15 protein-coding genes are annotated in these 25,696 nt (G+C 63.3%); 8 read left to right on the plus strand and 7 right to left on the minus strand.

Features of this window, described 5'->3' with window-relative positions; genetic code table 11:
* Window positions 1-25 precede the first annotated feature (25 nt).
* From Pan216_RS20390 to Pan216_RS20400, 3 genes are all read right to left on the minus strand, one after another.
* Window positions 26-1,855: an HsdM family class I SAM-dependent methyltransferase gene (locus Pan216_RS20390; RefSeq protein WP_419192779.1), complete on the minus strand. Its 1,830-nt coding sequence runs from the start codon at window positions 1,853-1,855 to the stop codon at window positions 26-28.
* A gap of 36 nt (window positions 1,856-1,891) precedes the next feature.
* Complete coding sequence (locus Pan216_RS20395) at window positions 1,892-2,725, minus strand: 3'(2'),5'-bisphosphate nucleotidase CysQ family protein (RefSeq protein WP_419192780.1); 834 nt, start codon at window positions 2,723-2,725, stop codon at window positions 1,892-1,894.
* Between the two features lie 112 nt (window positions 2,726-2,837).
* A complete protein-coding gene (locus Pan216_RS20400) occupies window positions 2,838-4,031 on the minus strand; it encodes a pyridoxal phosphate-dependent aminotransferase (RefSeq protein WP_145260854.1) in 1,194 nt (397 codons plus the stop codon).
* A 287-nt stretch (window positions 4,032-4,318) separates the two neighbouring features.
* Between Pan216_RS20400 and Pan216_RS20405 the strand changes: the two genes are divergently transcribed.
* On the plus strand, window positions 4,319-5,719 hold the full coding sequence (locus tag Pan216_RS20405) for an alkaline phosphatase family protein (RefSeq protein WP_145260856.1): 1,401 nt from the start codon (window positions 4,319-4,321) through the stop codon (window positions 5,717-5,719).
* Window positions 5,720-5,735: 16 nt separating this feature from the next.
* On the opposite strand, the gene Pan216_RS20410 is transcribed toward Pan216_RS20405, so the two are convergent.
* Together Pan216_RS20410 and Pan216_RS20415 are read right to left on the minus strand one after the other, a co-directional pair.
* Window positions 5,736-9,281, minus strand: a complete 3,546-nt coding sequence (locus Pan216_RS20410; protein WP_145260858.1) for a YhaN family protein — start codon at window positions 9,279-9,281, stop codon at window positions 5,736-5,738.
* On the minus strand, window positions 9,278-10,543 hold the full coding sequence (locus Pan216_RS20415; protein WP_145260860.1) for a metallophosphoesterase family protein: 1,266 nt from the start codon (window positions 10,541-10,543) through the stop codon (window positions 9,278-9,280). Before Pan216_RS20415 ends, Pan216_RS20410 begins: the two co-directional genes overlap by 4 nt.
* 145 nt (window positions 10,544-10,688) lie before the next feature.
* On the opposite strand from Pan216_RS20415, the gene Pan216_RS20420 reads away from it, so the two are divergent.
* The 6 genes from Pan216_RS20420 (at window position 10,689) to Pan216_RS20445 (ending at window position 19,833) form a co-directional block, all read left to right on the plus strand.
* A complete protein-coding gene (locus Pan216_RS20420; RefSeq protein WP_145260862.1) occupies window positions 10,689-14,180 on the plus strand; it encodes an exodeoxyribonuclease V subunit gamma in 3,492 nt (1,163 codons plus the stop codon).
* Window positions 14,181-14,262: 82 nt separating this feature from the next.
* Complete coding sequence (locus tag Pan216_RS20425; RefSeq protein ID WP_145260864.1) at window positions 14,263-14,844, plus strand: TetR/AcrR family transcriptional regulator; 582 nt, start codon at window positions 14,263-14,265, stop codon at window positions 14,842-14,844.
* A 46-nt stretch (window positions 14,845-14,890) separates the two neighbouring features.
* The gene (locus Pan216_RS28530) at window positions 14,891-15,127 is read left to right on the plus strand and encodes a hypothetical protein (RefSeq protein WP_419192781.1); all 237 of its coding nucleotides are present in this window, start codon (window positions 14,891-14,893) and stop codon (window positions 15,125-15,127) included.
* A 340-nt stretch (window positions 15,128-15,467) separates the two neighbouring features.
* Complete coding sequence (locus tag Pan216_RS20435) at window positions 15,468-15,809, plus strand: hypothetical protein (RefSeq protein ID WP_145260868.1); 342 nt, start codon at window positions 15,468-15,470, stop codon at window positions 15,807-15,809.
* Between the two features lie 837 nt (window positions 15,810-16,646).
* Window positions 16,647-18,167, plus strand: a complete 1,521-nt coding sequence (locus Pan216_RS20440; RefSeq protein ID WP_145260870.1) for an HlyD family secretion protein — start codon at window positions 16,647-16,649, stop codon at window positions 18,165-18,167.
* 43 nt (window positions 18,168-18,210) lie between these two features.
* Window positions 18,211-19,833: a DHA2 family efflux MFS transporter permease subunit gene (locus Pan216_RS20445; RefSeq protein WP_419192782.1), complete on the plus strand. Its 1,623-nt coding sequence runs from the start codon at window positions 18,211-18,213 to the stop codon at window positions 19,831-19,833.
* Between the two features lie 82 nt (window positions 19,834-19,915).
* On the opposite strand, the gene Pan216_RS20450 is transcribed toward Pan216_RS20445, so the two are convergent.
* Both Pan216_RS20450 and Pan216_RS20455 read right to left on the minus strand, forming a co-directional pair.
* Window positions 19,916-20,575, minus strand: a complete 660-nt coding sequence (locus tag Pan216_RS20450; RefSeq protein WP_145260874.1) for a hypothetical protein — start codon at window positions 20,573-20,575, stop codon at window positions 19,916-19,918.
* A gap of 760 nt (window positions 20,576-21,335) precedes the next feature.
* On the minus strand, window positions 21,336-24,077 hold the full coding sequence (locus tag Pan216_RS20455; RefSeq protein ID WP_145260876.1) for a hypothetical protein: 2,742 nt from the start codon (window positions 24,075-24,077) through the stop codon (window positions 21,336-21,338).
* Window positions 24,078-24,535: 458 nt separating this feature from the next.
* Here Pan216_RS20455 and Pan216_RS20460 point away from each other — a divergent pair, with 458 nt between their 5' ends.
* On the plus strand, window positions 24,536-25,693 hold the full coding sequence (locus tag Pan216_RS20460) for a hypothetical protein (protein WP_145260878.1): 1,158 nt from the start codon (window positions 24,536-24,538) through the stop codon (window positions 25,691-25,693).
* Window positions 25,694-25,696 lie beyond the last annotated feature (3 nt).

Consider the following 25,696-nt stretch of genomic DNA (forward strand, 5'->3'; position numbering starts at 1 on the left):
GTTGCGCCCGGCGCGATCGCTCGGCTCAGGACGGCCCGAAGGGCAAGTACCGCAAGAAGTCCTTGTTGAGCGTCATCCGACCTCCCCCCATGGCGTGGGCGCCTAGTTCGCTCACGAGTCGTCGGGTCGCTTCGTCCTCGTTGAGCATCGCCACCAGAGCCGCCAACTTCCCGCGATCGTCCTCCGGATCAAGGATCGTGAAGGTCGACACCGCCCCCGCATGGCTCCCCTTGCGATCAAAGAACGCCTCCACCCGCAGGGACAGTCCCGCGACCAGCACCTTGGGACGACGCACTTTCGCAAGTCGCGCGGCAACCGTCGCCGGAAATCCTTCGTCCTCGTGGATCACCGGGCACTCGAAGCGATGCTTCAAGTAGCGGCAGACCCTCTCTCCCCAGTGGCAAACGCCCGGATCGATGAGCCCCGTCGTCACCAGCCGAAGGGCGCCGTCGCGCGGTTCGTCGCGAACGAAGGGTAACACGTCGTAGGCCATGCCGGTCGTCATGCTGGCGAACACCTCGAAGAGGTCGCCGACACGAGGCTTGGACGAGTGCGCTTCGGTCTCCGCGTCGACCAGGGGCGCCCACCAATTGACGCTGGTGATCACGACGCATTCCAGCCGAGGATGAAGCGTGTCGCGACTACCGAGGCATGGTCCCCCGTTCCGGCGTAGGGCCAGCAAGACGACAAAGACGTTGGCACCGCGAAAGAGCGACTGATCCTGCGGCGCGTGAACGAGCACCGGCGGTCGCTCCTCCAACAGACGCTCGCGCAAGGCCCGCGACGCACGGCTAGTCAACACCCCGCGCGGCAAGACCAGACCGATTGCCCCGTCGGCGGCGGTCAATCGATGGGCCAACGCGAGAAAGTAGAACGCCAAGTCAGCGGTCCCGGTCAGCTCGGGGAAATTCGCCCCAAGGCGTTCCTTGGACTCCTTGGCGAAACCACTCTCCTCGATCGCGTTGGCGAAGGGTGGATTACCGAGGACGACGTCGAACAACGATCCCCGGGTTTCGAACCAATGATGGAGTTCCCTCTCCTCAGCATCGTCCCCTGAGGGGTCGGCCAACGCCAAGGCGTCCCCCGCGACAAGATGCGGCGCGAGTTCCTCGGGCGTACCGTCGGGCTTTTCCACCCAGATCCAAAGTGCCCGGCGTGCGACATGGAGGGCCAGCGCATCGAGGTCGATTCCCGCCAGGCAGCGACAAGCGACCTCTCGGCGGGCTTCCCGATGGGCTTCCGTGCTCACATCGCCACGAATCAACACCAGTTGACCGGCGAGAAACTCCCCCGCGGCCAAAAGAAATGCTCCCGACCCGCAAGCCGGGTCGAGAACGCTCGTCCTCAGCAACGCGTCCGCCGCGCGTTGCCGATCCGACGACGTCCAGCGGTCAACAGCCGGGAGTAGCTCGCCATCCTTCGTTCCGAGGACCTGGGCAACCCGACCGCGCACGACCGGCGCCAACGCGGCATCGATCAGTTCGGCAACCAACGCCTCGGGGGTAAAGTAGCTCCCCGACGCCTTCCGACGGGGACGGTCCAACGTTTCTCGCTCGGTCGGCGGAAGGAGTCGAAATCGGCCCGCCTCGATGATCGGTCGCCGATCGAGAAGATGCTCGTAGCTCTCGATTAAGAGGCGTGGCGTGAGTGGATGACGTTGCTGGAGCGTCGCGATCGCGCCGAGGCGTTCCGCCGGTAGGTCGTCAACCAAACCGACAACGACGTCGTAAGCGGAGGCAAGAGATTCTCGAGCGATTCGCTCGGGAGTGAGGGTATCCGACGCGCCTTCACGACCAGCTTGCTCCTCGGCGAGCCTGGCCAGGTGGTCGGTCCACGCCAAGACGGCGTGGTCCATTCGATCGTCCGGGGCCGGTGCCATCGGATGACGACGTCAGCGAACGGGAACGTCGCCGGTCGCGAGGACCGCGAGGGTCGACCCGTGCAGGCGTCCGTTCGTGCCGACAATCCCACGCCCTTGCAGCGACTTGCCGCCACCGTCATAGCGGACCGGTTCGCCGCCGAGCGTCGTCACGAGGCCACCCGCTTCCTCGACGAGCACATGCCCCGCGCAAATGTCCCAGTCCTTGAGGGTGAGATAGTCCCCGACATAGATGTCCGATTCGCCGCGAGCGACTTGGGCGAACTTGATACCCGCCGAGTAGGTCTGGATCGCGGAGGAGGCGCCGAAGACGCGAAGCATCTCCTTCTCCCCCAAGGTCCCCTGGGACCGGCTCATCGAAAGGACCGCTTCGTCGAGGGACGCGGTGGGGCGAACTCGGCAGGCGACCGGCTCACCGTCAAAGGGCTGGGCCGTCCAACAGCCCTTCCCCTTCGCCGCGTACGTCACCCGGTCGATTGCGGGTTCGTAGACCGCCCCCAGGACGACCGCTCCCTCGTCGACCAAGCCGATCATGATTGAAAACTCGTCGTTCTTGCGGGCGAAGCCTCTCGTGCCATCGATCGGGTCGACGATCCAGAGCCGCGAGCCATCCGCCGACGCTTGTTCAAGAGTGGGCGTCGACTCCTCTCCGCATAGTTGATCGCCGGGAAACGCGGCATGAAGACGCTGCAAGATCAGCTCTTGGGAGGCACGATCGGCGTCGGTACTGATGTCGGCGGGAGCGTCTTCGATGCGTTCGAACGACGCATAAAGCTCCATCACCTTGCGGCCCGCCTCGCGAATCGTCTCGAGCGTGACGGAGAGTTCGTTGCTCAAATCGGACAACTTCTTGTTCCTCGCGTTGGGGAAGGGAATCGGATCGACGCTTCACGACATTCCTCGGTCGGAATCGACGCGAAGAGCGATCGGCGCATAGTCGTTGCCTCGTCCGCGGGTTCTACGAGCCGGTCTTCAGCCAAGCCTCGAGGGCGTCGAGTCCCTTGGCGATGATCTCCATCGACGTCGCGAACGAGAGCCGAGCGAACCCTTCGGCTCCGAAGGCATCCCCTTGCACAAGATTGACATGTGCCTGCTCGAGCGCCGCCAGGCAGAAGCTGGACGAGTCCTTGACCGTCGAACCGCCGAAGGTCTTGCCGAAATGGGCGCTCACGTCGATGAACGCGTAGAAGGCCCCATCGGGTTCGACGATGCCAAGGCCCTCGATCTCACCGAGTCGCTTGCAGACGAAGTCGCGCCGCTTGGCGAACTCCTTCTTCATCGCCTCGACGGGAGCTTGATCGCCGCTCAGGGCCGCGATCGCGGCACACTGGCTGATGCTACAGGGATTGCTCGTCTGTTGGCTCTGAATTGTCCCCATCGCCTTGATGACTGCCGCGGGCCCCGCCGTCCAGCCGATTCGCCAGCCGGTCATCGCGTAGGTCTTGCTAACGCCGTTGACGGTAAGCGTCCGCTCAAGGACATCCGGACCGAGCGACGCAAAGGCCTTGAATTCGGCGTCGCCGTAGAGGAGTCGTTCGTAGATCTCGTCGCTCAGGACGATGAGATCCTTCTCGTTCGCGAGTTCGGCGATGCTTTCAAGCTCCGCCGGGGCGTAAGCCATCCCGGTCGGGTTCGACGGCGAGTTGAGCATCAGCATCTTGCTCTTGGGCGTACAGGCCGCCCGCAGTTGGTCGACACTCGCCTTGAAGCGAGCCGCGGCGGTCGTCTCGATGATGACCGGGACGGCGCCCGTCATCTTGACGAGTTCCGCGTACGACACCCAAAACGGGGCGGGAATGAGGACTTCGTCGCCCGGTTCGAGCGTGGCACAAAGGGCGCTGTAGATCGTGTGCTTGGCGCCGCTGGAGACGCAGATGTTCTCCGGTTTGTAGTCAAGTTGGTGCCACTGGCGGTGGTAGTCGGCGATCGCCTTCTTTACCTCGGCGGTGCCGGAAGCGGGCGTGTAGTGCGTCTGGCCATCGGCCATCGCCTTGGTCGCCGCGTCGCAAATGTGCGCGGGCGTGGTGAAATCGGGCTCGCCGAGACTAAAGTCGAAGACCTCGATGCCCGCGGACTTGAGCTCGCGGGCTTTGGCGCCGGCGGCCATGGTCGCGGAAGGAGCGATCCGTTGCGCGAAAGAGGAAGGCTGCATGGATGGACGACCTAACTCACGGAACTTCCACCAGTGGAGCGCGACCGACCCCGTGAGTGCTCAACGGCCGCGACTGGACCCCGTGACTCGCTGACGACCACGTGGGAATTCGGATTGGCACCCCGATCGATCAGCCTATAAAGTCGCCGAAACGAGGACAACCGGACGCCCCGACCGAACACGCTTTCGCTGGGGATGACACAGCAACAATCGAGAGGGTGACCACCCGCAGAAAGTTCGCGATCGCCCCTGAAACCGCCAAGCAATGAAGGCTCCCGCACCGTTTCATGTCATCAAACCAGACGCCCCCGCTCATCGTCGCGAACACGGTCGGCCTGACCGGCCGATGGCTCGATCACGCTCCCCGACTCAAGGCCCTCACCGAACGTGGCTGGAAACGGTCGCTCACCGAAGTCCTGCCCGCGGTCACCTCGACCTGCCAAGCCACCTTCCTCACCGGCCGTCATCCCGACGAACACGGCATCGTCGCCAACGGCTGGCTCTTTCGCGACACCATGGAAGTGCGGTTCTGGCAACAGTCCAACCGTCTCCTGCAAGCCGAACCGCTCTACACGACCCTTCGGCGCCAGGCCCACGAGCGCGGGAAGGACTTTCGCTGCGCCAAGCTCTTCTGGTGGTTCAATCAAGGTGCCGACGTCGCCCTGAGCGTGACTCCCAAGCCCTATTACGGTGCCGACGGCAACAAGGTCTTCGGCATCTCCGGAGCCCCGTCGGCATTGCCTCGAAAGCTCGAAGAGGACCTCGGTCCCTTCCCCTTCGCCACCTTTTGGGGGCCGATGGCGGGACTTCCCGCGACGGCGTGGATCGCACGCGCGGCGGCCGAAGTCGTCCAGCGCGAGCGCCCCGATTTGACCCTCGTCTACCTCCCGCATCTGGACTACGACCCGCAGCGCCACGGGCCTTCGGGCACCGACATGGCCCGCGTCGTGGGCGAACTCGACGATGCGATGGTTCCCCTCCTCAACGCCGCCCAGTCGTCGGGAGCCCGACTTTGGATCCTCAACGAGTACGGCCACCGCGATGTCTCCCGGCCACTCTTCCCCAATCGCTGGCTTCGGGAGGCCGGCCTCCTCACCGTTCGCCAAGGCCCATTCGGCGAAACGATCGATCTCTTCGAATCGCGAGCCGTCGCGGTGTGCGATCACCAGCTTTGCCATCTCTACGTCAACAGTCCCAACGACATCGGCCGCGTGGTTGAGACGATCGGCACCCGAGCTGGCCTCGGCCGCATCGTCACCGGAGACGAACGGGCGGATCTTCACCTCGACCACGAACGATCGGGCGAGGTCGTGCTCCTTTCCGAGCCCGACGCATGGTTCGCATACCCCTACTGGAACGACGATCGTCTCGCCCCCGACTTCGCGCGGACCGTCGACATCCACCGCAAGATCGGCTTCGATCCCTGCGAAATGTTCTTCGATCCCGAACTCCGATGGCCCAAGGCCCGAGCGGCTCGCCGCCTCCTTCAGAAGAAGCTCGGCTTTCGAACCCTCTTCGATGTCGTTCCGCTCGACGCGACGCTGGTGCGCGGTAGCCATGGACTCCCCGCGGAAGACCCTCGCGACCGGCCTCTGCTCATTGGCGATGGCCCCGCGCCCGACGCTGGGGATTCGATCCCGCAAACGGCGGTTCACGAGTTGATGCTCGGCGCGTTGACCTCATGCTGATCGGCGGGATAAGGGCTCATCCAACGGCCGTCGCGTCGACATCGACAGTCCCTTCGGCCAGTTCATGTATGAACAAGGTCTCGGCGTCCAAGCGATGCTCCGCCAGTTCGACGAGATGACGGTGGTGGGTGAACATGATGACCTGGGTCGTTCGCGATAACTCGCCAAGGACCTCGAGAGCCGCTCCGGCACGGGCGTCATCGAACTGAATCAAAATATCGTCGACAATGAACGGCAACGGCGGTTGTCGTTCGAGGTAGGCCCGAAGACTCGCGACCCGCAACGCGAGATAGAGTTGGTCGCGCGTCCCCTCGCTCATTCCTTCGACGCCGACGCGCGTCGAACGATCCTCCCTCAAGCCCAGGAGGATGGCTTCGCCCTGTTCATTCCAATCGAGCAGGAGATCGGCGAACCGACCGAGCGTGAGCGTTTGAAAGAGCCGCCCCGCCTCTTTGAGAATTGGCCCTTCGTTCTTCGAACGGTATTCCTCGACCGCCTTGCGAAGGATCGCCAACGAAAGGTTCAAACGGGCGTATTCGACGGCATCGCGTTCGATCTTCGCGACCAGATGCTGGATATGTTCGCTCGCTTCCGCGGCCTCGGCATTGCCGTCGACCAGTGCGAGGGTGCGGCGCTCTTCACCGATGCGTTGGTCGAGCTGTGATTTCTCACCTTCCTTCGCGTTGATCTCCGCTCGGAGAGCCTCGATCTGTCCGGGCAAGACGTCGGGATCTTCGACCTCCGAAACGACCTCCGCGACAAACAACTCCAGAGACTGCCCCTGGGCGAGTCTTCCGAGTTGCTCTTCGAGCGAGCGCAACTCCGCCTCGACCTCGATCAGGCGCTGCGATCGCCCTTCGATCTCGGGAAGTTCCTCGGCGGCCGAACACCCCGCTTCCCGGCAAAGCTCCTCAATCTGCGAAGTGAGCCGGGCGACCTCGTCCCGGTTGCGGCGTTGTTTCTCGAGCAACTCCTCATGACGTTTGCGTTGCTCCTCCTGGCGATCACGGGCTCGCCTGGCTTCGATCAGCCGATCGTGGATCACCCCAACCGCCTCGAAAATTGGCTGCTGGGAGAGGTCTTCGGCGATTCGCTCGCGAAGCGACGCCGCCTCACGTTTGAACTCCTCCTCGTCCGCCTTGATATCCTCGATCCGCGTTGTGTAGCCCGCCCGCTCCCTGCGAATCTCCTCGAGTTTGTTCCGCTGGCGCATCACCAGATCGGCCTGCGAAGGAGTCGCCGTCCCCTCGAGCCCGATCGGCCGCATCGCCTTGACCCAGCGCAACCTCCAGTCGTTCAGATCGCGCTTCGCCCGCTCGCACGCAGTCTCGGCACGAGGAAGCTCCTCCTCGATCGTCGTCATCCGCTCCTGAAGACGCTCGCGACGGTCCGCCTTCTCCCGCAGCGACTCGGCAAGTGCCTCAGCCTTCTCGAGCAAGATCGCCAGCGGCGCCGTCTCCGACGGCTTCGCCTCAAATGAGTGCAGTAGCTGAATCAACTCGTCGCGACAATCGTCGATCCTCGTTTGCAGTGATTCGACCGCCGACGCACGCGCGGCGATCTCTTCGGCGAGCTGGACCAACTGGCCCTGCTGGCCAAGCCACTCGCGCATTTCCCGAGGCGAACGAGGAACGAGCGAAGCCTCGCGCCATACCTCCCGCCAAGCCTCCTCCTCACGGGCGAGTCCGCCGTGCGCTTCCTCAAGTTTCTTCGCGAGATCGTCGCAGCGCTGCCCCGCGAGTTGAAGATCCGCCACCAATCGCTCGTGACGCGCGACGCGATCGGCCTCGCGCCGCAGCCGATCGGCGATATCGTCGGCCTGACGCATCGCCTTCTCAAAGTCGCGGCCGCCGACCTCATCCGCCTCATCGAACGGCTCGGCGGACCTGGTTCGCCAACGGTCGAGAATCTCCCGCCAACGAGCGTCGCGCTCCTCACGTGCTTGCGTCAGACTCTCCTGGGTGGGAAGGTCGTGCTCGCGCCGCATCCGTTCCAGATCTTCCTCGAGACGCCGCAGCGTGCCTCGCTCCTGTTCCAATAGTTCGTTCGCCCGGCGAACGTTCTCGTGGGCCGATTGCCAACGTTCCTCGAACTCGGAGACCGTTTCCGAACCGGGGACGCTGACACGGGACAGTTCCTCGAGTTCCCCTTTCCAGAGTGGTAGTCGCGAAAGGGCGGCATCCGCTCGCCTTCGACATTGACGAAGTTCCTCAAGTTTGTCGGCCAACTCGCCTTCGAGGTCGCCAAAACGCGCAATCCGCCGGGTCACGGGCCCAATCGGTGACGGATCCGCAACGAAACCGATCTCTTCCAACGCCGTCGCGAGCTGTTCCCGCTCTCTCGCCGTCGATGAGGCTGCCTTCTCGGCATCCCGCGATGCGCGGACACGGGCTTCGTGAGCCCGGGCCAACTCCTGGATCTCGACGCACTCCGCTTCCGTCAACGGACGCGCATCAGGACCATTCGCCCCCACGTCGGCGGGCAACTCCTCAAGCAACGCGGCAATCGACGCTTCGCAACTCTTCGCCTTGGTCACGAGGTCGCGGCGATCGTCAACCGCTTTGCGAACCTCGGCCATCTTGTCGCGAAGCCGCTGAATCTCCTCGCCCTGGGCCAACAACTCACCGGGAAGCTCCCGTTCTCCGAGCTCTCGCGCCACCCCGTCGATTTCATCGGCAAGACTCACCACTTGCCGCTGTTTCGCCCCCAACGCGGTTGTCGCGGCGACTCGGTCGGCGGTGAAGCTCGACCGCAACCGAGGTACGCCAGCGAGCGTTTCCCGTTCCTCGGCGAGTTGCTCGCGCGGGGCGAGGAGCGGAAAGGCTTCGGCGATTCTCTCCAGACGACGCCTCCGGGCCCGCAACTGTTCGAGTTCGGTATCGAGTCGGCCCCGCTCCTGCTCGCTGGCGTCGAGTTGCTGAGCATGGCGTTCGTACTCATCGGCGGACTTTTGCAACTCGCGGACCTTCTTTCGGTTCTCCCGAAGCGTGGTGAGCGCCGCGTTGATCGACTGGTTGCGGCCACGGCGAAGGTAGAGGGCGTCCTGTTCCGCCTGTAGCTTCGCCTCCACGTCCCGAAGGTTGGCGAGTCCCGACCCAGCCGCGAAGAGAATGTCGCCAAGTTCGCCACCTCCCTCGAGGATGCGCTTTCCACCTTCGACGAGTTCGTCGTGATCGAAACCGAACATCGCCCGGAAGCGAGCTTCGTCGACCCCTCCCAGGAGAGGTCGCAATTCTTCTTCCTCGACGACGCCCTGATCGTCGTCGGCGCGCAACGTGTTCTTGTTGCCTCGTCGTCGGACCACCTCGAGCGACGCTCCGGTGCCATTTCCCAGAAGGGCTCCGACACGAAGTTCGCGAAGTGGGTGAAGGAACGAGTCGTTGTGGTTCTTCGGTTTCGGGGGAAATCCGTACAGAAGGCGGCCGATCGCCCGCAGTGCGGAACTCTTCCCCGCCTCGTTCGGCCCATGAATGAGATGGAGCCCCTCCCGGCCAGCGGAAAGATCGACGCGGCGCTGGGTAAAGGGACCGAAGGCAAGCAGGTCCAGACGCAAGATCTTCATTCGGCCTCACCCTCGTTGAGCAGCCGGTCCCACAAGGTCGTCTCCACGCTCGGCAACAGGTCGCGCAGAAGCTCCGAGGGATTGTCCAAAGGCAGACTCCCCTGTTCGCGGACATCCTTCTTCAACTGTGTCAGCAGTGGCTCGAGTGATCCGGCGAGGTTTTCAAGTTGGCCATCCTCCTGCTTAAGTGCGACGATGATGGTCGCGAGTTCCCCCAACGGGCCCTCCCGCGATCGTTCGGCATCGGCCGTGCGAGCGGCACTCGTGCGGAAGGCGATTTTCTCGATCCAGACCTCTCCGCCCGAGACGTCGAGTGCCGTCGATCGGATCTGGTCGGTCCAGTAACCAGGACGCGAGATAAGCTTCGCGTGAACAGGTCCCGCGCCGACGACACGAATGCGAACGGCTAGCGCCCGCCCCTCGGCAGCATCGAGAAGTTGTCGAAACCGCTCGCTTGTCTCCTCGAGCAATTCATGGGGATCGGTCCAGTCGGCGATGTCGACCGAGCACGTCTCCCAGCGCATGACGTCGACGCTGCGATGCTTCCAGTGGGTGACTTCCCGCTGGTCGACAGTCACCAGGGTACACCCTTTCGGGCCCGACTCGCGGATATGGCGTCCCTGCACATTCCCGGGAAACAGGATGTGCGGGTGGCGGCACAGGATCTCACGCTTGTGAATATGTCCGAGGGCCCAATAGTCGTAGCCGCGCGACTCGAGCCCTTCGACGGTGCAGGGAGCATAACGAGCGTGGGCGTCGGACCCGGTGGCGCACGTGTGCAGCATGCCGATGTTGAAACAGTTCGGTTCCGCGGCCGGGTAGCTGCTCGAGAGGTCCTCGGTGATCGCCGCTTTGGCAAAACTCTGCCCATGGATCGCCACGTCGACGTCGGGAAGATGCTTCGTCTCGGGGCGGTCACTCAGGAAGAAGTGGACGTTCTCGGGAAGTCGTAAGGTCTTGGTCATGCGGTTGGCGGCATCGTGGTTGCCCGCGATGACGTAGACGGGAATCTCGGCTTCGCGAAGCTTCCTCATCTGATCGACGAAGAAGAGACCCGTGTTGACGTCGCGCCAGTCGCCGTCGTAGAGATCGCCCGCGATCAGCACAAAGGCGACCTTCTCCTCAAGGGCCAGCGCCACCAGCCGTTCGAGCGCTCGCCGCGTCGCCCCGCGGATTCGCTCTACCGGCGCTCCCTCGTAGCGTTCGAGCCCCAATAACGGGCTATCGAGGTGAATGTCCGCCGCATGGAGGAACTGAAACATCCCTGCCTCACTCGATCCGATCGACCGACGGCGCCTCCCGTCGAGCCGGTCGTCCACTTCCTTCCCAGAACCCCATCGACAACCTGCCGGCCAACACCGTAGGCTGTACCAGTCATGTTACGGACAAGAAGGACAGATTCGGTCCATGCTTCACTTGTTTCACGCCGAGAATCTGGGCAGTTTGGTACCAACACTGATCGAACGACTCGATCAGCCCGGCCCCAACCCGCTCGATCGCGCCTTTCGGATGGTGACGGTGCTGGTGCCAAGCCGGTTGGTCGAGACCTACGTCACCCACGAAGTCGCTCGTCGTCGCGGGATCGCGTGCAACCTTCGCTTCGTTCGCCCCCTGTCCTTCCTCGCGTCGCTGCTCCGTCGAGAAGATCGCTCGCGCCGTCCGCTCACCGCGACTCAGCTCGAGCGTGGCTTGTGGCGTCTCTTTGACGAGGCGGACGAGTCCTACGCGTCGCTCCCCGGCCCGGTCCGCGACTATCTTGGAGAGCCCGGCTCGCCCGCCCGCGAACAACGACGCCAGCAGCTCGCCGAGAAGGTCGCGGGACTCCTCGACACGTACATGACCCAGCGTCCCAGGTTGACCGAACAGTGGGCGGAGGGCAAGGCGGTCTTCACGCGGGAACCGGCTCACTCCACCGAAGCTTGGCAACGGGAACTGTGGCGTCGGCTCTTGGGGCCCGAGGGCCTTTTGCCCACGATCGAGTCGGAAACGGGGATCCACTGGAGCCATCCGGCCGACATCGTCGATCGTCTCTCGTCGACCTCCCTGCCACGAAAGCTCCTTTGGTTCGGCGCCGACATCACCTCGCCCGGTGAACGCGACTCCTTGGCGAGACTCGCCGAACTGACCGATGTTGACGCCTTCGCCGTCATTCCCTCCCTGCGTCCCCCTGGGGTTGCGTCTTGGACGCGTCGCTGGGCCGAGCCACCCCAGCGAGCGTTCGAGCTCCTCCACCCCACTTGCCCGACCGCGCGCATCGAACGAGTCGCCGTTCGGCCCGCATCGCCAACGAGCTTGCTGGGCCAGATCCAACGGGACATCGTTTCAGGCGTCGAGAAGTCAGAGAGCCAATCATTGGCGGGTGATGCCTCGGTGCGAATCCTACGATGCCCCGACTTGCGCCGGGAGGCGGAAATCCTCGGCAACGAGATCTGGGAACTCCTTTCCGCGGAGCCCACCGCGAATCGACCGCCGCTGCGGTTTGACGACATCGCGATCCTGGTCGCCGATTCCGGCTCTTTTTCAAGCTACGTCGCCCACTTCGAATCGGCGTTTCGGGAACTCCACGACATCCCACTTAGCGTGGCCGACCTGCCGATCGCCGAACACCTTCGGTTGCTTGACGCGCTCAAGCTGATCGTGGAGCTACCCCAGGGTCGGCTCACGCGATCGGACCTTCTCGCGGTGCTCACTCATCCCTGCGTCCTCGGACATGCACCCGAGGCCGATCCGCACCGGTGGAGACATTGGTGTGAGTTCGCGGGTATTTACCGGGGAGCCGACGGCGATTCGCCCATCGATGCCTATGTCGAGCTCGACCTGTTTCACTGGGATCAGGGGCTTCGGCGACTCGGCCTGGGCGCGTGGATGCTGGGAGAAGAGAGTGGCGAGCAGCGGGCCTATCGGGGCGGCGACGCCGTTTCTCTTCCCGTCGATAGCCACGAGGACGAACTAACCTCGCTCGGGCAACTGATCGCGCTGGCGCGGTCCTTGCTCGCCGACGCCCACTTCGCCAACGAGCAACACCTGCCCCTGACGGAGTGGTCGATCTTTTTCGAAGGGATGATCGGGTCGTACTTGAAGCCCGAGGACGATCGGGACGAGTTCGCGCTCGGCCTCGCGCGGCGTTCGGCGACGAGTCTCGCCGAGATCGACATCGATCGTCGTCCGGTCCCCTACGAGATCGCCAAACGGATCTTCCTCGGTCAATTAGGGGCTCGGCGCGGGTTTCGCGGTCGCCCCCTGACCGACGGCGTGGTGGTGGCTCCCCTGCGCTCGGCCAGCGATATTCCCTTCCGAGTCGTCTTCATCGCGGGCCTGGGCGAAGGAACCTTTCCCGTGCGGGCTCGGCGCGATCCCCTCGATCTGACCGAATGGCTGCCCGTGGAGGGGGAGCTCGATGCGCGGCAGCGCGACCGATTCACCTTCTGGAAACGATTGATGGCGACCTCCGACCGGTTGGTCCTTTCGTACATCGCTCGCGACAGCCAGACGGGAGAGGAGCTGGCCCCGTCGCCGATGGTTGAGGACTTCCTGTCCCTCTTGGGCGAAGGCTCCCTGTCCGAAGTCGATCTCGACCGTCTCACCGTCGCGCATCCGCTCAGGCGATACGACGCGAGCTACTTCGAAACGTCTCCCGACAGAGGTCCTCTTCCCTCCCATTCGCCCGCGGCACGGCAAGAGTACCAAGCCACCCTGCTGCGAAAGGAACTCGTCGCCCACCTCGGCCCAGGATGGGACATCGATGGGGCGATGCAGCGAACATTGCCGCGAACGGTCCAGGAATGGCTCGGCCTACTACCCCTCGCGGCAAGCTCCTCCTCGGCGACTCCCGAACCGTCTCCCTCGGCGCTGGTGCGGTGGGTTTCCGAGCAACGTGAGGAGCGACCGACCCTCGCGGTCTCCTTGACGACGCTGCGTCGGTTTCTCGAGTCCCCCCTACAGACTTACGCCCGCTTGATCTTGAGACTCTCGGCGGATGACGAGTCAGCATCGGACTCGGGAGATGACGAGCCATTGGAGACCACGATCCTCCAGCGCACGAGCTTGCTGCGGCGAGCCTTTCGCGGTCGGCTGTCACGGCCCATGCCCGAGGATCCGACTTCGGCCGAACTGCTGGCTCCCTTGCTGGAACACGACGAATTGGCCGGGCGCTTGCCGACGGGGCCCTTCCTCGCGACCGAGCGAGCGAGTTTTCTGAGCGACCTCCAGCACTGGAAAGCGAATGTGGCGGCGCTCGAACTCGACAAGCATCGCCCCTTTCGCATCTTCCGATTTGGACGAGCCGAGGCGGGGGCGGAGGTCGACGAAGTCCTTCCTCCCCTCACGTTCCCCCTGGAGGTTCGGGTCGGTGATGCCCTCGTGGGCGTGACGGTGGAGCTGCACGGCCGCTCGGAACTAGCGAATCCGGACACCGGAGAGTCCCTGATCCTGCTCGCCAGTGAGTCGACCGGCTCGCTCAAACACTCGCTGCGCGGCCATCTTGACCAGATCCTCTTCACCTTATCCGGGATGCGAGGCGGCGCCGGCTATCGCTCGTTCGTCATCCCCGCGGGTAGCCGCAAACACGACGCGGGGATCGACGATTGGCCCGCCATCAGCGTGGAGGAGGCGAGGGAGTATTTGCGACTCTTGCTCGTCGACTTGCTGGAGGGGACGCACGACTACCGTCTGCCGATCGAAGCAGTCGAACGCCACTTCCGCGCGGACGGCAGGAAGACCATTTTCGAGATTGTCAAAGAACTCCATGACCAGCACGATCGCGGCGGCTATTCATGTCTACGCGGGCCTCTGCGAGATGTGGACCGCTTCGCGGCGCCTCCCGAAGAGATGGCGTTGGCGATGATCGAGCGAAGATTCCGCTGGCTTCCGGACGCGGAGCAGACGAATCTCAAAGGATGAGGGAACGGTTCGGACTTCTCGCGGCGGGTCCAACTCGTCAAGACCGTTGCCATTGCACACGATCGAAAGCGACCTCTAAACGATGCGACGCGGGCGCCCCCGACAATTCGACGAGAACGAAGCCCTTCAGGCGGCGATGGACGTCTTCTGGCAGAAGGGCTATGACGGCGCCTCCTGCGAGGATCTGCTCGAGGCGATGAAGATCAATTGCGGTAGCATGTACGCCGCGTTCGGGGACAAACGCGCCCTGTTCGATCGCGCGTTCGATCTCTACGCCGAGACGGTCTTCGCCAAGGGGATGGCGATCCTCGATGGCCCAGGGACCCCGCTGGAGAATGTCCGCTCCTTGATTGAGCGGTGGGCCGAGTCGGCCTCCAACCCCGAGCGCAAGGGTTGTCTGGTCACCAACACGCTGATCGAGTTCGGCAAGGAGCCGAGCGCGACCGAACGTGCCCGTGCCCTGCTCGATCGGGTTCGGGACGAGTTTCAGCGCAAGCTCCAACTCGCCCAGGAGCGTGGGGAGCTTCGTTCGTCGGCCGACCCGAAAGAACTCGCCGACTTTCTCATCAACACCGCACAAGGGCTCTCGGTCATGGCTCGCTCCGGCGCCGACAAGCAGACGATCCGCGGAGTGGTCAAGACCGCGCTATGCCTCCTCGCCTAGTGCCCTGGTCGGTTAACCCACTGCCCAGGAGACTCTTGGGAGTGCCATGTACACGCTTGCCGTGGACATGCAGATCAGACTCACGCTTGCCGTGGACATGCAGATCAGACTCACGCTTGCCGTGGGCATGCAGATCAGACTCACGCTTGCCGTGGGCATGCAGATCAGACTCACGCTTGCCGTGGGCATGCTGATCAGACTCACGCTTGCCGTGGGCATGCTGAGACGCCTGTCGTTCCGCGAGACAACTTCCGCGACAAGGTCGGGAGCGAGAGGTGCGTAGCCAGGTTCGTCCGCATAGTCGCCGACTCGCTCGGCGTTTCTCGACGTGATCGCCAAGTCTCCAGGCCACTTTCAGCACGATGCGCCCATGTCGGCCCCCGGCCAGCGACGTCATTCGTACCTCTCCGTCGACCAGCTCGTAGCGACGACCGTCGTCGGCCAAATGGAAAGCTCGTCCGCGCCGACGCCGTCACCACGACAGGCTCTGGCGGGAAGACCTGACGCGAGACTTGACCATCGAGATTCCTTGCCGGAAGATCGACGACTTGGACCAGATCCGGCCATCAAAAGGACGACTCGCGACCATGTAACGGGCGAACCGACCGCTCCAGTCTCTCCTCGTGACCGCTTTCGCCCTCGGCAGCCTGATCGCGGGACCGGCGCCGGCGGCGACGAACCAGGAGCCACCCACCGTCGTGGTGTTCCTGGTCGACGACATGGGAGTGATGGACACCCCGGTTCCCTTCCCGACCGATCATGACGTCAAGCCGAGAGGCCATCCGCTCAACGACTTCTACCGCACGCCGAACATGAAGCGGTTTGCCGACAAGGAGACGCGGGTTCCCTTCATCGCGGCTTGGGCCAAAGCCGATCCCGACAAAACAAACCAGCAGCGGCTCCCTATTCCCACAGGAACCTGCTCGCGGGGGAGTCGGTTCCCGATCGAGAGCCGACCTTCCTGATGCACTTTCCTCACAAGCACCGACGCAGCTAATTCACGGTCTACCGTCAAGGGAATTGGAAGCTCATCGATCACTACCGGGGCTTCAACGGACTGCGCTACGAACTCTTCAGTCTCGCCAACGCCCCATACGAGCCGGAGAACTTGGCGACCAAGAACCCGCGGAAACTTCACGAACTACTAACAGCGATGAAGTCGGCGCTCGCGGAGACCGGAGCCCAACAACCACTCGCCGATGACAAGAGCACGCCACGGTCTCCGGAACTCCCGCTGTGAGGTCGGCCGCGCCGGGGTGGAGAAGAACGCCGGGGTGGAGAAACTTTTGGCCCAGGATCGTTCACTTCACGTTGGGGCCTTCGATCGACGCAACCCCCGCTCGCCAACGACTTACCTCGACGCCACGGTCATGGGGGCGTTGACGGGAACAATTACCGATCAATCTTCATTTGACCCACCGACCATGGGATTGCTAAATTTCCTGCGCTGGAACCGGGTGACTGTCGCCGTTCGCCCTCTTCGCCACGTGCCCCATCGGGCTGAGGCGCGGAATGGTGGGCGACGTCGGGGCCAACGACGGTCGCTCGCACATAACGTCGTCAGTTAACTTCCCAAGGTCATTACCTTGTCGAACTCGCATGCGCGGGAGCCGTTGTGGCCTCGTCATTGGATGCTCCGCGCGCCGCGGCGATTCGACAACCTCCATGGTCGATACCGAATTCGGATCGGCCAGTCCTCCCGAACGTAGTGGTGACGGATCACTGCCGAGAGGTATGTCGGCCCAAGGAAATCGCTCCGCCTCTCGAGGCGGCTCCAGGAATAGCGAGGCGTCAAGCCAACCATGAACACGACAAGCTTTCGCATCTACCGGGATGGCGTGACGACGAGGCGATGGCATCGCATCGTTCAGTTCTTTCAGCATGGACTGAACACGCATTGGCCAACGCTGCGTCTCTCCTTCGGAGCCGTCGGCGTCTTGGTGCTCGGCATCGCTTGGCTCGAGCCAATGGTCCTCTCGATGTTGCGAACCGTGTCGACCAACAACGCCTACGTGGCCAGTCACGTCACCCTCGTCAGTCCCCGCATCGACGGCCAAGTCGTCGAGGTCCTCGTCGATGACAACGACCACGTCGAGGAGGGGCAGCTTCTTCTCCGCTTGGACGATCGGCCCTACTTGTTGGCCGTCGAACGCGCCGAGGAAGAGCTCGAGCGAACGCGATGGGAAATCGACGAACGCGTCGCCGCGTGGCGGGAGGCCACCGCCGAGGCGGTGCTGGCTCGCTCGCGCACCCGCCAGGCGTTCGCCGAACTCTCCGAAATGATCCATCAGTTGGAAGCCCAACGTCAGGATCTCCAAACGGAAGAATCCCTGCTGCTGACCCACCTGGACGAGTACCACTCCGCTCAACGCAGCGTCAGCCTCATCGAACGGGAGCTGGGAAGACAACAGCGGCTCCGCAAAGCGCGGAGCGTCAGCGACGCGTCGTATGAACAGACCGAACGCGAGTACGAGCAGGTCAAACGCGGTCGGATCCTCGTGACCGAGGCGATCCGGCGACTCCGCGGGCGACTTGGCCTGAACCCATCGGCCGAGAATCCCGAATTCATCCCCAAGAACACCATCAACGCTCATCCGCTCACGCGTGAAGCGGTCTCGCGTTGCGTCGGCCTATTCAATCAGCTCGGGCGTCCCATGTCGCCGGTCGGCGCGACGCCGGACGACATTTACAGCGCCTTCCGGGCAATCGACATCGACGTGGCGGTGGAGGAGGCGCCCGACGTCCGCACCGCGGACCTGCGTGCCCGAAAGATCCTGTCGACGCTTGGCGGCGAGGCGTTCGACCCGCGTCACCGCTATGAATGCCCCGAAGTCCGGCGAGCCGAGCACGAACTCGAGGCCGCGAGGCTCGACTTAATCCACACCGAAGTTCGCTCCCCGCTTGAAGGCTACGTCGTCAATCGCAAGGTCAGCATCGGCAACGTCATCGAACCCTGTCAGGTCCTCATGAACATTCGCTCGCTCAAGGACGTTTGGGTCGACGCCAACTTTCGCGAGACCAAGCTTCGGCACCTTCGACTAGGCCAACGGGTCGAGTTGGAAGTCGACGCGTACCCGGGACAAAAGTTCGTGGGACGTGTCGCCGGTTTCAGTGCCGGCACCGGCGCGACGCTGTCGATCCTCCCGCCGCAGAACGCGACGGGCAACTTTGTCAAAGTCGTCCAACGGGTCCCGGTTCGCATCGAACTGGTCGACAACGTTCCCGTCGACACGCCCCTGTTCGTCGGGCTTTCGGTCATGGCGACGGTCGATCTCCATGCCGAGCCGGTCGGCCCCGACGCCGGCCGCCGACTGCGGTATTGACACCCCGCCCCGAGCCATCCCTCTGACGCGACGAGGCTCCGCCATGCTCAACTCCGCGACCCGTCGTCTCGACGCCCTCTTCGGACGTGGCCAAGGAGCCGCGTGGGCCACCCTCGCGATCGTGTCGCTCGAGGGAGCAATGGAGCTCTGGGACATCAACGCCACCAACGTCGCGGTCCGGCATATCGCCGGCGGCCTCTCCGCCTCGCCTTCCGAAGCGCTCTGGATCCTGACGACCTACCTCGTCGCCACGGCGATCGCGATGCCACTGACCGGTTGGCTCTCAGGCGTCTTCGGGCGCAAGTGGTTCTTCATCTACTCCGTGAGTCTCTTCACGCTCGGGGCCTTCCTTGCGGGCACCGCGCCGTCGCTGGAGCTACTCCTCGTCTATCGTTTTTTTCAGGGGCTGGGCGGAGGCGCGATGACGCCGGTGGGCGAGTCGCTGCTGTATCATTCCTATCCCGCGAAACAGCGCGGAACGCCGATGGCGATTTACGCGTCGTCCTACGTGCTCGGCCTCGTCCTCGGCGCACTCGGAGGGGGAATGCTCGCCGACATCGGCGACTGGCGACTGATCTACCTGATCAATGTGCCGACGGGCCTGACGATTGTCGCATTGACCCTTTTGGTCGTGAAGGACTCGCCGTCGGAACGGGCGGAACGCGAGCGATGCCGGCGCGAATTTCCCCGACTCAACCACGCGGCGTTCCTGCTGATCGCGGTCGGGATGGCCTGTCTTCAGATCACCTTCGATCGGGGACAACTACTCGACTGGTTTCACTCACCGACGATCGTTTGGCTCGCCGCGGTATCGGTCGTGACGCTTGGCGTCGGAATCGCGTGGGAGTTACGACATCCCCGCCCGGTGCTCGACTTTCGACTCCTGCTCGACCGAAACTTCGCGATTGGCTGCGTCCTGATCGGATTCATCTACGCGATCGCCTACGGCAGCTTGACGCTCTTGCCCGCGATGCTCGACGATGTCATTCACTATCCCTCAACCAACATCGGTTGGCTCGTGGCGATGGCGGGTCTCTTGGTCCTTCCCTTTCCCCCGTTGGCCGGCTGGCTCAAGGACCGGGGCGTTCGTCACGAATTCCTTCTATTTGGGGGAACGACGCTGCTCATTTCGGGACTCTGGTGGCTCTCCCGGGCGTATGGCGATGTCAGCCCACTCTTCTTCATCCTCCCGCGGGCGATTCAGCAACTGGGCGTCATGGTGATGCTCGGTGTCCTCTTCGCCACGCCGTTCCAAACGTTGCCGGCTCACTCGCTTGGCAACGCGTCGGCCTTCTTCAATCTCATTCGCATGGTCGCCGCCAGTCTCGGCGTCTCGCTGGTCGGCATCTTTCTGGTTCGACGGACGGTCTTTCATCGCGAGCGACTGGTCGGGAACATTGACCAAGCCGACGCGGAGGTTCAGGAAGTCCATCGGCACTTGGCGGATCGGGCTCGGGAGGCGGGTGCGACCTTGGACCAGGCGTCGATGCAAGCGAACGACTTGATCGACGCCGCTCTCGAGTCTCAAGCGACCCAGTTCGCGTTCATGGAGGCGTTCCGCGTGATGGCGTTCGCCGCCATGCTTCTGATCCCGCTGATCCTGTTGCAGCAAGTATGGCCAGTGAAGAAGCCGCGAGATCCCGAGTCGACCCGCTCGGCCGAGTAGCGCATGCCGCTGGGGCGAGCGTGCGAGAGATCCTCTCGGTTTCTCCCACCGGCCGACAAGAAAGACTTCGGCGTGAGCCCACTCACGCCGGCTTGACGATACGGTAATGCGGCGGATTCTTGACACGGGAGACCAGCACCGCCAGCGCGATCAACACGAGGACGGAACCCAACACCAAAATGCCAGTCGGTCCGAGCGTCTCCATCAACCACAGAAAGAGCCGCTTCACCGCTTGGCGGCGTCCCTTGATCTCGGCCTCGGCCGTTCCCGACGCCAAGTCGCGCGCGCCGAGATAAGCGATCCATGTGAAGGCCGACAGACCGATGGTCCACAGTCCCGGGCCAATCGCGGCTCGAACCAAGGTCAACTCGTCCTCGGAATAGGCGAACGAACTCGGCATCACCTCTCGCAGATGGACGAAGAAATCGTCACGATCGGTCGGCGAGGCGAACGAGAAACTCTCGCTCTTCGTCTCCGTCTTACTCCCCTTGGTAGATTTCCAACTCACCGAGACGCTATTGCTCGAACTCTTGATATCACCGCGTACCCGATTGACCGTTGTCCACTCGACCAACTCAAGCCCCTGAACGCTCGGCACCTCGTCGCGTCGGAGTGCCTCGGACACCGGTTCGGCCATCTCCCCGGACACGCTGCCGATGAAGATTCCCGCGGGACTCGCCGAGATTAAGTTATTCCCCAACCGGGTAGATGCGGTCCAAACTTGAGTAGAGGTTGTCGACATCGCCAGTGCTCCTTCATTTGATGCGGGTGATGACTGTCCGGAGAGTCTCCTTGGGGGGAGAATCTCGCTGGAGGGAAAATGAGGAAGGAGGCCGCGAGCGCAAAAGGAAAGCGACGCTCCAAGATTCGTTCCCGATCCTCAGACGTTCTGATCGACTCCAGATTCCGCGGCACCGCCTACACTAGTGATTGAAGAGACGCATATCCACGGCAAAATTGACCATATGGTTCCACATCAAGAAACGCGGGAGAAGAGCAACGTTTCCTAGGGTCCTGATTGGTTAATTGATTGACTGAAAGACTCTTGGGTGCCATGCCCACGCTGGCCGTGGGAATGCGGAACAAGCCTATGAATGGGCAATATTCCGCACGATCTGAGGGCCGAGATTCAATGTCGCGAACTTGCCTATCAGGACATTGGCAGTCCGTTGATCTAAGCGGGCCAAGACGAGAACGAGCCATGCTGGCCAAGATCAAGGAGAAGAAACGGAGGCGATTCTGTAGATTCGTCGAGTTTCGTGGACGCCGAGATTGGTCAAAAGGGCCGTTCGTAGTCGGCATCGAATAGATCAACGGGCGGCTAGGAGAAAAGCAAGGGAAAGGTCGGGCAGTTCAGCGATGCCCAAGCTCTGGACATCAAGGGTTTTCGTCTTCCCCTCTTCGCTGGCTGAAGAGCAGCCAGAAGCACCTGGCTACTGGTCTGACAGGTCCAATCGCCGATTATCACCAAGCGCCCCATGATCAGTCCGACCACTGAGGACTTAGTAGGTCAAACGCCCCTCGAAGCGATAGAGTTGGGCGGCCCAGCTGGGATCGGTGAGCCCGAACTGGACGCCGACGCCGCAGTCGACGATGTCACCGATCCACATTCGCAGGCCGGTGCCGATCGAGTAGTAACGACCGCCACTGGCCGACTGGAGCGTGTTGTCAGCCGTGGTGAACTGACCACTCTGGAACGCCCACCCTTCCAGTTCATACGTGTTGATCAGCAGGACGTCGGGATTGAGCTTCCAGATGACCTTGTTGAAGCTGTGGTGGTGATGGAAGACGCCGCCGGCGGTGGCGCTGCCGAACCCGATCCACTCCGAAAGCTGTCCCTCATAGAAGAGGTCTTCCAAGAGCTTGACGGAGTAGAGAATCGACGGCTCGATCGCGTAGATGCCCTTCGACGTTCCGAAGGCCAGGTTGCCGATCGGGACGGTATTCTCGAGCTGGAACGCAATTTGAAAGAGTTCGCAGTCGAACAAGAGCGACTTGGTCCCGATCAGCATGTCGCTGAAGGCGGCGTGACGGTCGCCGACGTTCGGATCGACGGACAGATACGTCGTGTCGACATACGCACTGAACTTCCGGCTCTTCGTCGCGGTCTCGACATACATCGAGAGACGGTCGTAGTCGACCGAACTAGGGGCGGTCGTCACCCCGTTGACGGTACGGATGTTCGTGGCGGTCGCGGCCGGGTTCCAGAAGAAGTTGGACCGGTCCGGCGTCTGCAGGTTCTGTCCCGCGTCCCACCGAAGGCGAGTCTGACTACGAGGACGCGCGTGATCGACGAACAGGGCGGCGTTGCCGATCGGGTTGTAGTGCGGCCCCGACAGCTCGTAGCAAGGATCGGGGCAGACGATGCACTCGTACATGAGCTGCACCGCGCGATGGACCGGGTTGGTCGTGTCACACGCGGGGTAGCACTTACGATGACCGGCGGCACAGCAACTGACGCATTGTCCACACGGGTTGATTCCCGTGCAATAGGGACAATCGCCGACCGGCGCTCCCGCATCGCCACCAGCGGCCCCGACCGGAGTCGGAACACCCGCAAGACCCGACCCGACGGTCGAATTGGACGAGAACCCACCGCCGCAACTGGGACATCCCGCGGCGACGACGGCTCCCGTCGTCTCGCTGGATGCGACCGTCGTCGGGATCGGCTGTGCCCCCGCGTCGGCTGTCGCTTCGGCGCTCTTGCTGACGGGAGCGGCCGTCGTCGCTACTTCTTCCTTGGCGAAGATCAGATTCTTGAGCCATTGGCGCGGGGTCCGACGAGTGGGTTGGGCGACAGGCGCCGCGACGGGAGCGACAGCCGCGTTCACCATCGACGCATCATTCGTCGGTTTCAACGTGACGACGTTGGTCGTCTGAGTGTCGGCCTTCTTGGATGCTTCCGGCCGCTCGGAACTCACCCTGTCGCTGGTCGTCGCCTCCGGCGTCGCGCCAGCCAGCGAGGAACTCGCCTCCTTCGGCGCGTCCACATCCTCCATCTTGTTCTCGGCCGCTTCGAGTGTCGCCCCGAAGGCGGCGAAACACTGCTCGACGAAACGTGACGCGGCGGCGACGTCTTGCTCTGTCGCCTCCCCCGCGGTCTTCTTGGTGCCCTGGGGAGCGACCACGTTCGTCGGCGTTGCCACGGTCTCCTGAGGCACCACATCATCGTCGCTCTTCGAGGCCGAAGGAGTTGCCGACACGCTAACCGGCGCGTCGGAACTCTGGTCCTCCACCTCGGTCATCGCTTCCGTGACAGAAGCGGTGTTCGCGTCTGGCTTGGTGTCCGGCTTCTTGGCCGTCTCCTTGGCCGCCTGTGTCGCGAGGGGTGCTGGCTCGGGGGTACCGGAAGCCGACTGCGCCGTTTCGGTCGCTTCGACCGTTGGTTCGTCGCTCTGTTGGACCTGCTCGAGAGGCATTGCCGCGACGTGACTCGGAAGCTCGACCTCCTCCTTCGTCGAGGGGGCATTGCCCGAAGTTGTCGGTGGCAAATTGCCCGCGATGGAGGGCAACGCGCGCACCGGCCCCTTGGGAGCGACTTCGGTCTCTTCGAAGGCCACCCAATCGGGCTGATTCTTCTCGATCGTCCACGTGGGAACCGACTCGTTCGTGCTTTCCTCTTCAGACGCCAAAGGCTCTTCCGAGTCGAGCCGTTCGGTAGTCTCCGGCGCCACGGGGTCGCTCAGCGGACTGTTGGTTTCGGCGACACCGGGTAGGGGTTTGGTCATTTGGGCCGGAACCGTGATGTAGGGTTCGGCTCCACGGAGACCGACGGTGTCGGGCTCGAACGGCGACATCGCGCGCGGCGCCGCGGTCATCGGTTCGAGGTCGACGACCTCAATTTGCTCCTTCAGGGAGGAACTCGAAAGAGCGGGCCGAACCGCATCTCGTCCCGTCGGCTCGACCGGAGCGGTCGTCGGGCGTTCGCTTGACGTGGGGACGGTGGAGGAATACCCAGGAGCGACGGAGAGCTTCCCGACAGTGCGGATCGTCGGGGGCGTCTTCTCGTTCTCCTTGTCGCCAAAGACGCGTTTGGAGAAGGACTCGCGGAGGCCCGCGTGGGACGGAGTCTTGAACTTCGGAGTCGACCTCCTGCCGAGGAATCCGAAACCGAACCGTCTCGTCTTCTTCTCGGCTCCGGCAACCTGCGCGTCACCGGCCCTTGTGGGCTCGGCCGCCGAGGTGACATTGATGGCCCCGCATGGCGGAAGGCTGACGAAGAGCAACGTCGTCATCAACACCATGCAGGACCTTCGTCGGACCTCGGGCGATGGCTCGCGAAGGAGATTCGGCATGCGAGGGCATCGGCTCACTGGGACGTCCCTTCCTTGACAAACACGACGCACCCGACCACGAGGGCGGTCCGCGTCTCATTGCCCTTCGTATCGACTGAAAAGTAGGCAAACCTTAAGCATTCGAACGGATTTGGCGATTGCCCGGGTTCTTCCGGTCGCCCTGAAACGCCCGCCACCAGAACACCCCCTAAAGAGAGGGGCCCAAGGACGGTGTTTGGCGACGAGTGTCGAGAGGAGATCGGCGTTCGCCGCTGGGGGCCATCTTGGCGACCTTGAGTCCGATTTCAGAGTTTGTCAGAAAAAACGTGGGCATCCCTGGCCCAGATGCCGCGTATTCCTCAAGGCTTGACATCCGCAATGCCGACGTTGATGGCAAGGACCGATGCGCGGTCCAGCGGAGACGGAGCATGCGTCACATTCGACAGCCCTGCCTGATGCTTGCCGCCGCCATCTTGTGCGGCGTGTTGGCTCAACCTGCGCTCGCTCAGACAGCCTCGGCGGCGAGTGCCGCGGGTGGAAGCTCCGATCAGGTCACCTCTTTGGCGGGCCTGCTAAAGAAGCTTCCCTCCTGTCTGGCGAAAGCCAAGGCCGCCCTGTGTGCCTCCTGCCTTGGTCAAATGATCGATGCGATGCTCGCCCCGATCAACATGGCCACCGGTGGCTGTATCAACTGCTGCAACAAGCCGCCGAACAAGCAGCAGCTAGCTCAGCCGGGAGCGGCGGGCACCTGCGCCCAGATCACCAAGGACAGCATTGATGCCGCCGAACGGATCGAGTCGATCCGCTGCATGGCGTCGGCCGACTGCAACTACTGGCCCGAGATCGAGAAAGCCTTCATCGAATCGCTTCGTGCCGATCGCAACGAGTGCGTCCGGCTCTACGCCGCGATCGCTCTAGGTAACGGCTGTTGCTGCACGGAGAAGACGGTCAAGGCGCTCAAACTCACCGCGACCGGTGGCGACTCCGACGGAAACCCCGCGGAAGCCTCTCCCCGCGTTCGCGCCGCCGCCCTTCAAGCGATGAACAACTGCACGCGGTTCTACGGCATCCTCGCTCCCCAAGAGCCTCCCGAGAAACCCTCGGGCGCCGAGCCCCCCTCGCCAGTTCCCACGCCTGGGGCATCGGGAGAGACGGCCAGCGCCGGTAGCTACTACGACGGACTCAACGAAAAGTCTCTCGAGGAGTCTCTCGCCGAGGCGCGCCAGGCGATCGAAACCGTTCCCGCGATGCCGCCCAAACGCCCGGAGACGATGTTCGCCCGCTTGGCGCCTCGTATCCCCGGCAGCCCCGCCCGCTTAGACCATGACCGCGAGGCCGAACGAGCCCTCCGCGAGGCGGTGCGCGAGCCGGCCGCTCCGACGGACGCGAAGGGTTGGAGCGTCTTCGGGATTCTCGCCGAAGTCGCCAAACGGAGCCCCAACCCACAGGCCCCCCAACCGGCCGTGGTCCAAGTCAGCTACCAGCAGCCCGTCAAGAGAGAGCCATCGCGACTCAAGCGGTTCTTCAAGCGGCTCCCGTTCGTCGGCCACAAAGACGAGAGCCCTCGACCCGCGCCGGCCCAATGATCC

It is taken from the genome of Kolteria novifilia, assembly GCA_007748055.1.
Lineage (GTDB): Bacteria > Planctomycetota > Planctomycetia > Kolteriales > Kolteriaceae > Kolteria > Kolteria novifilia.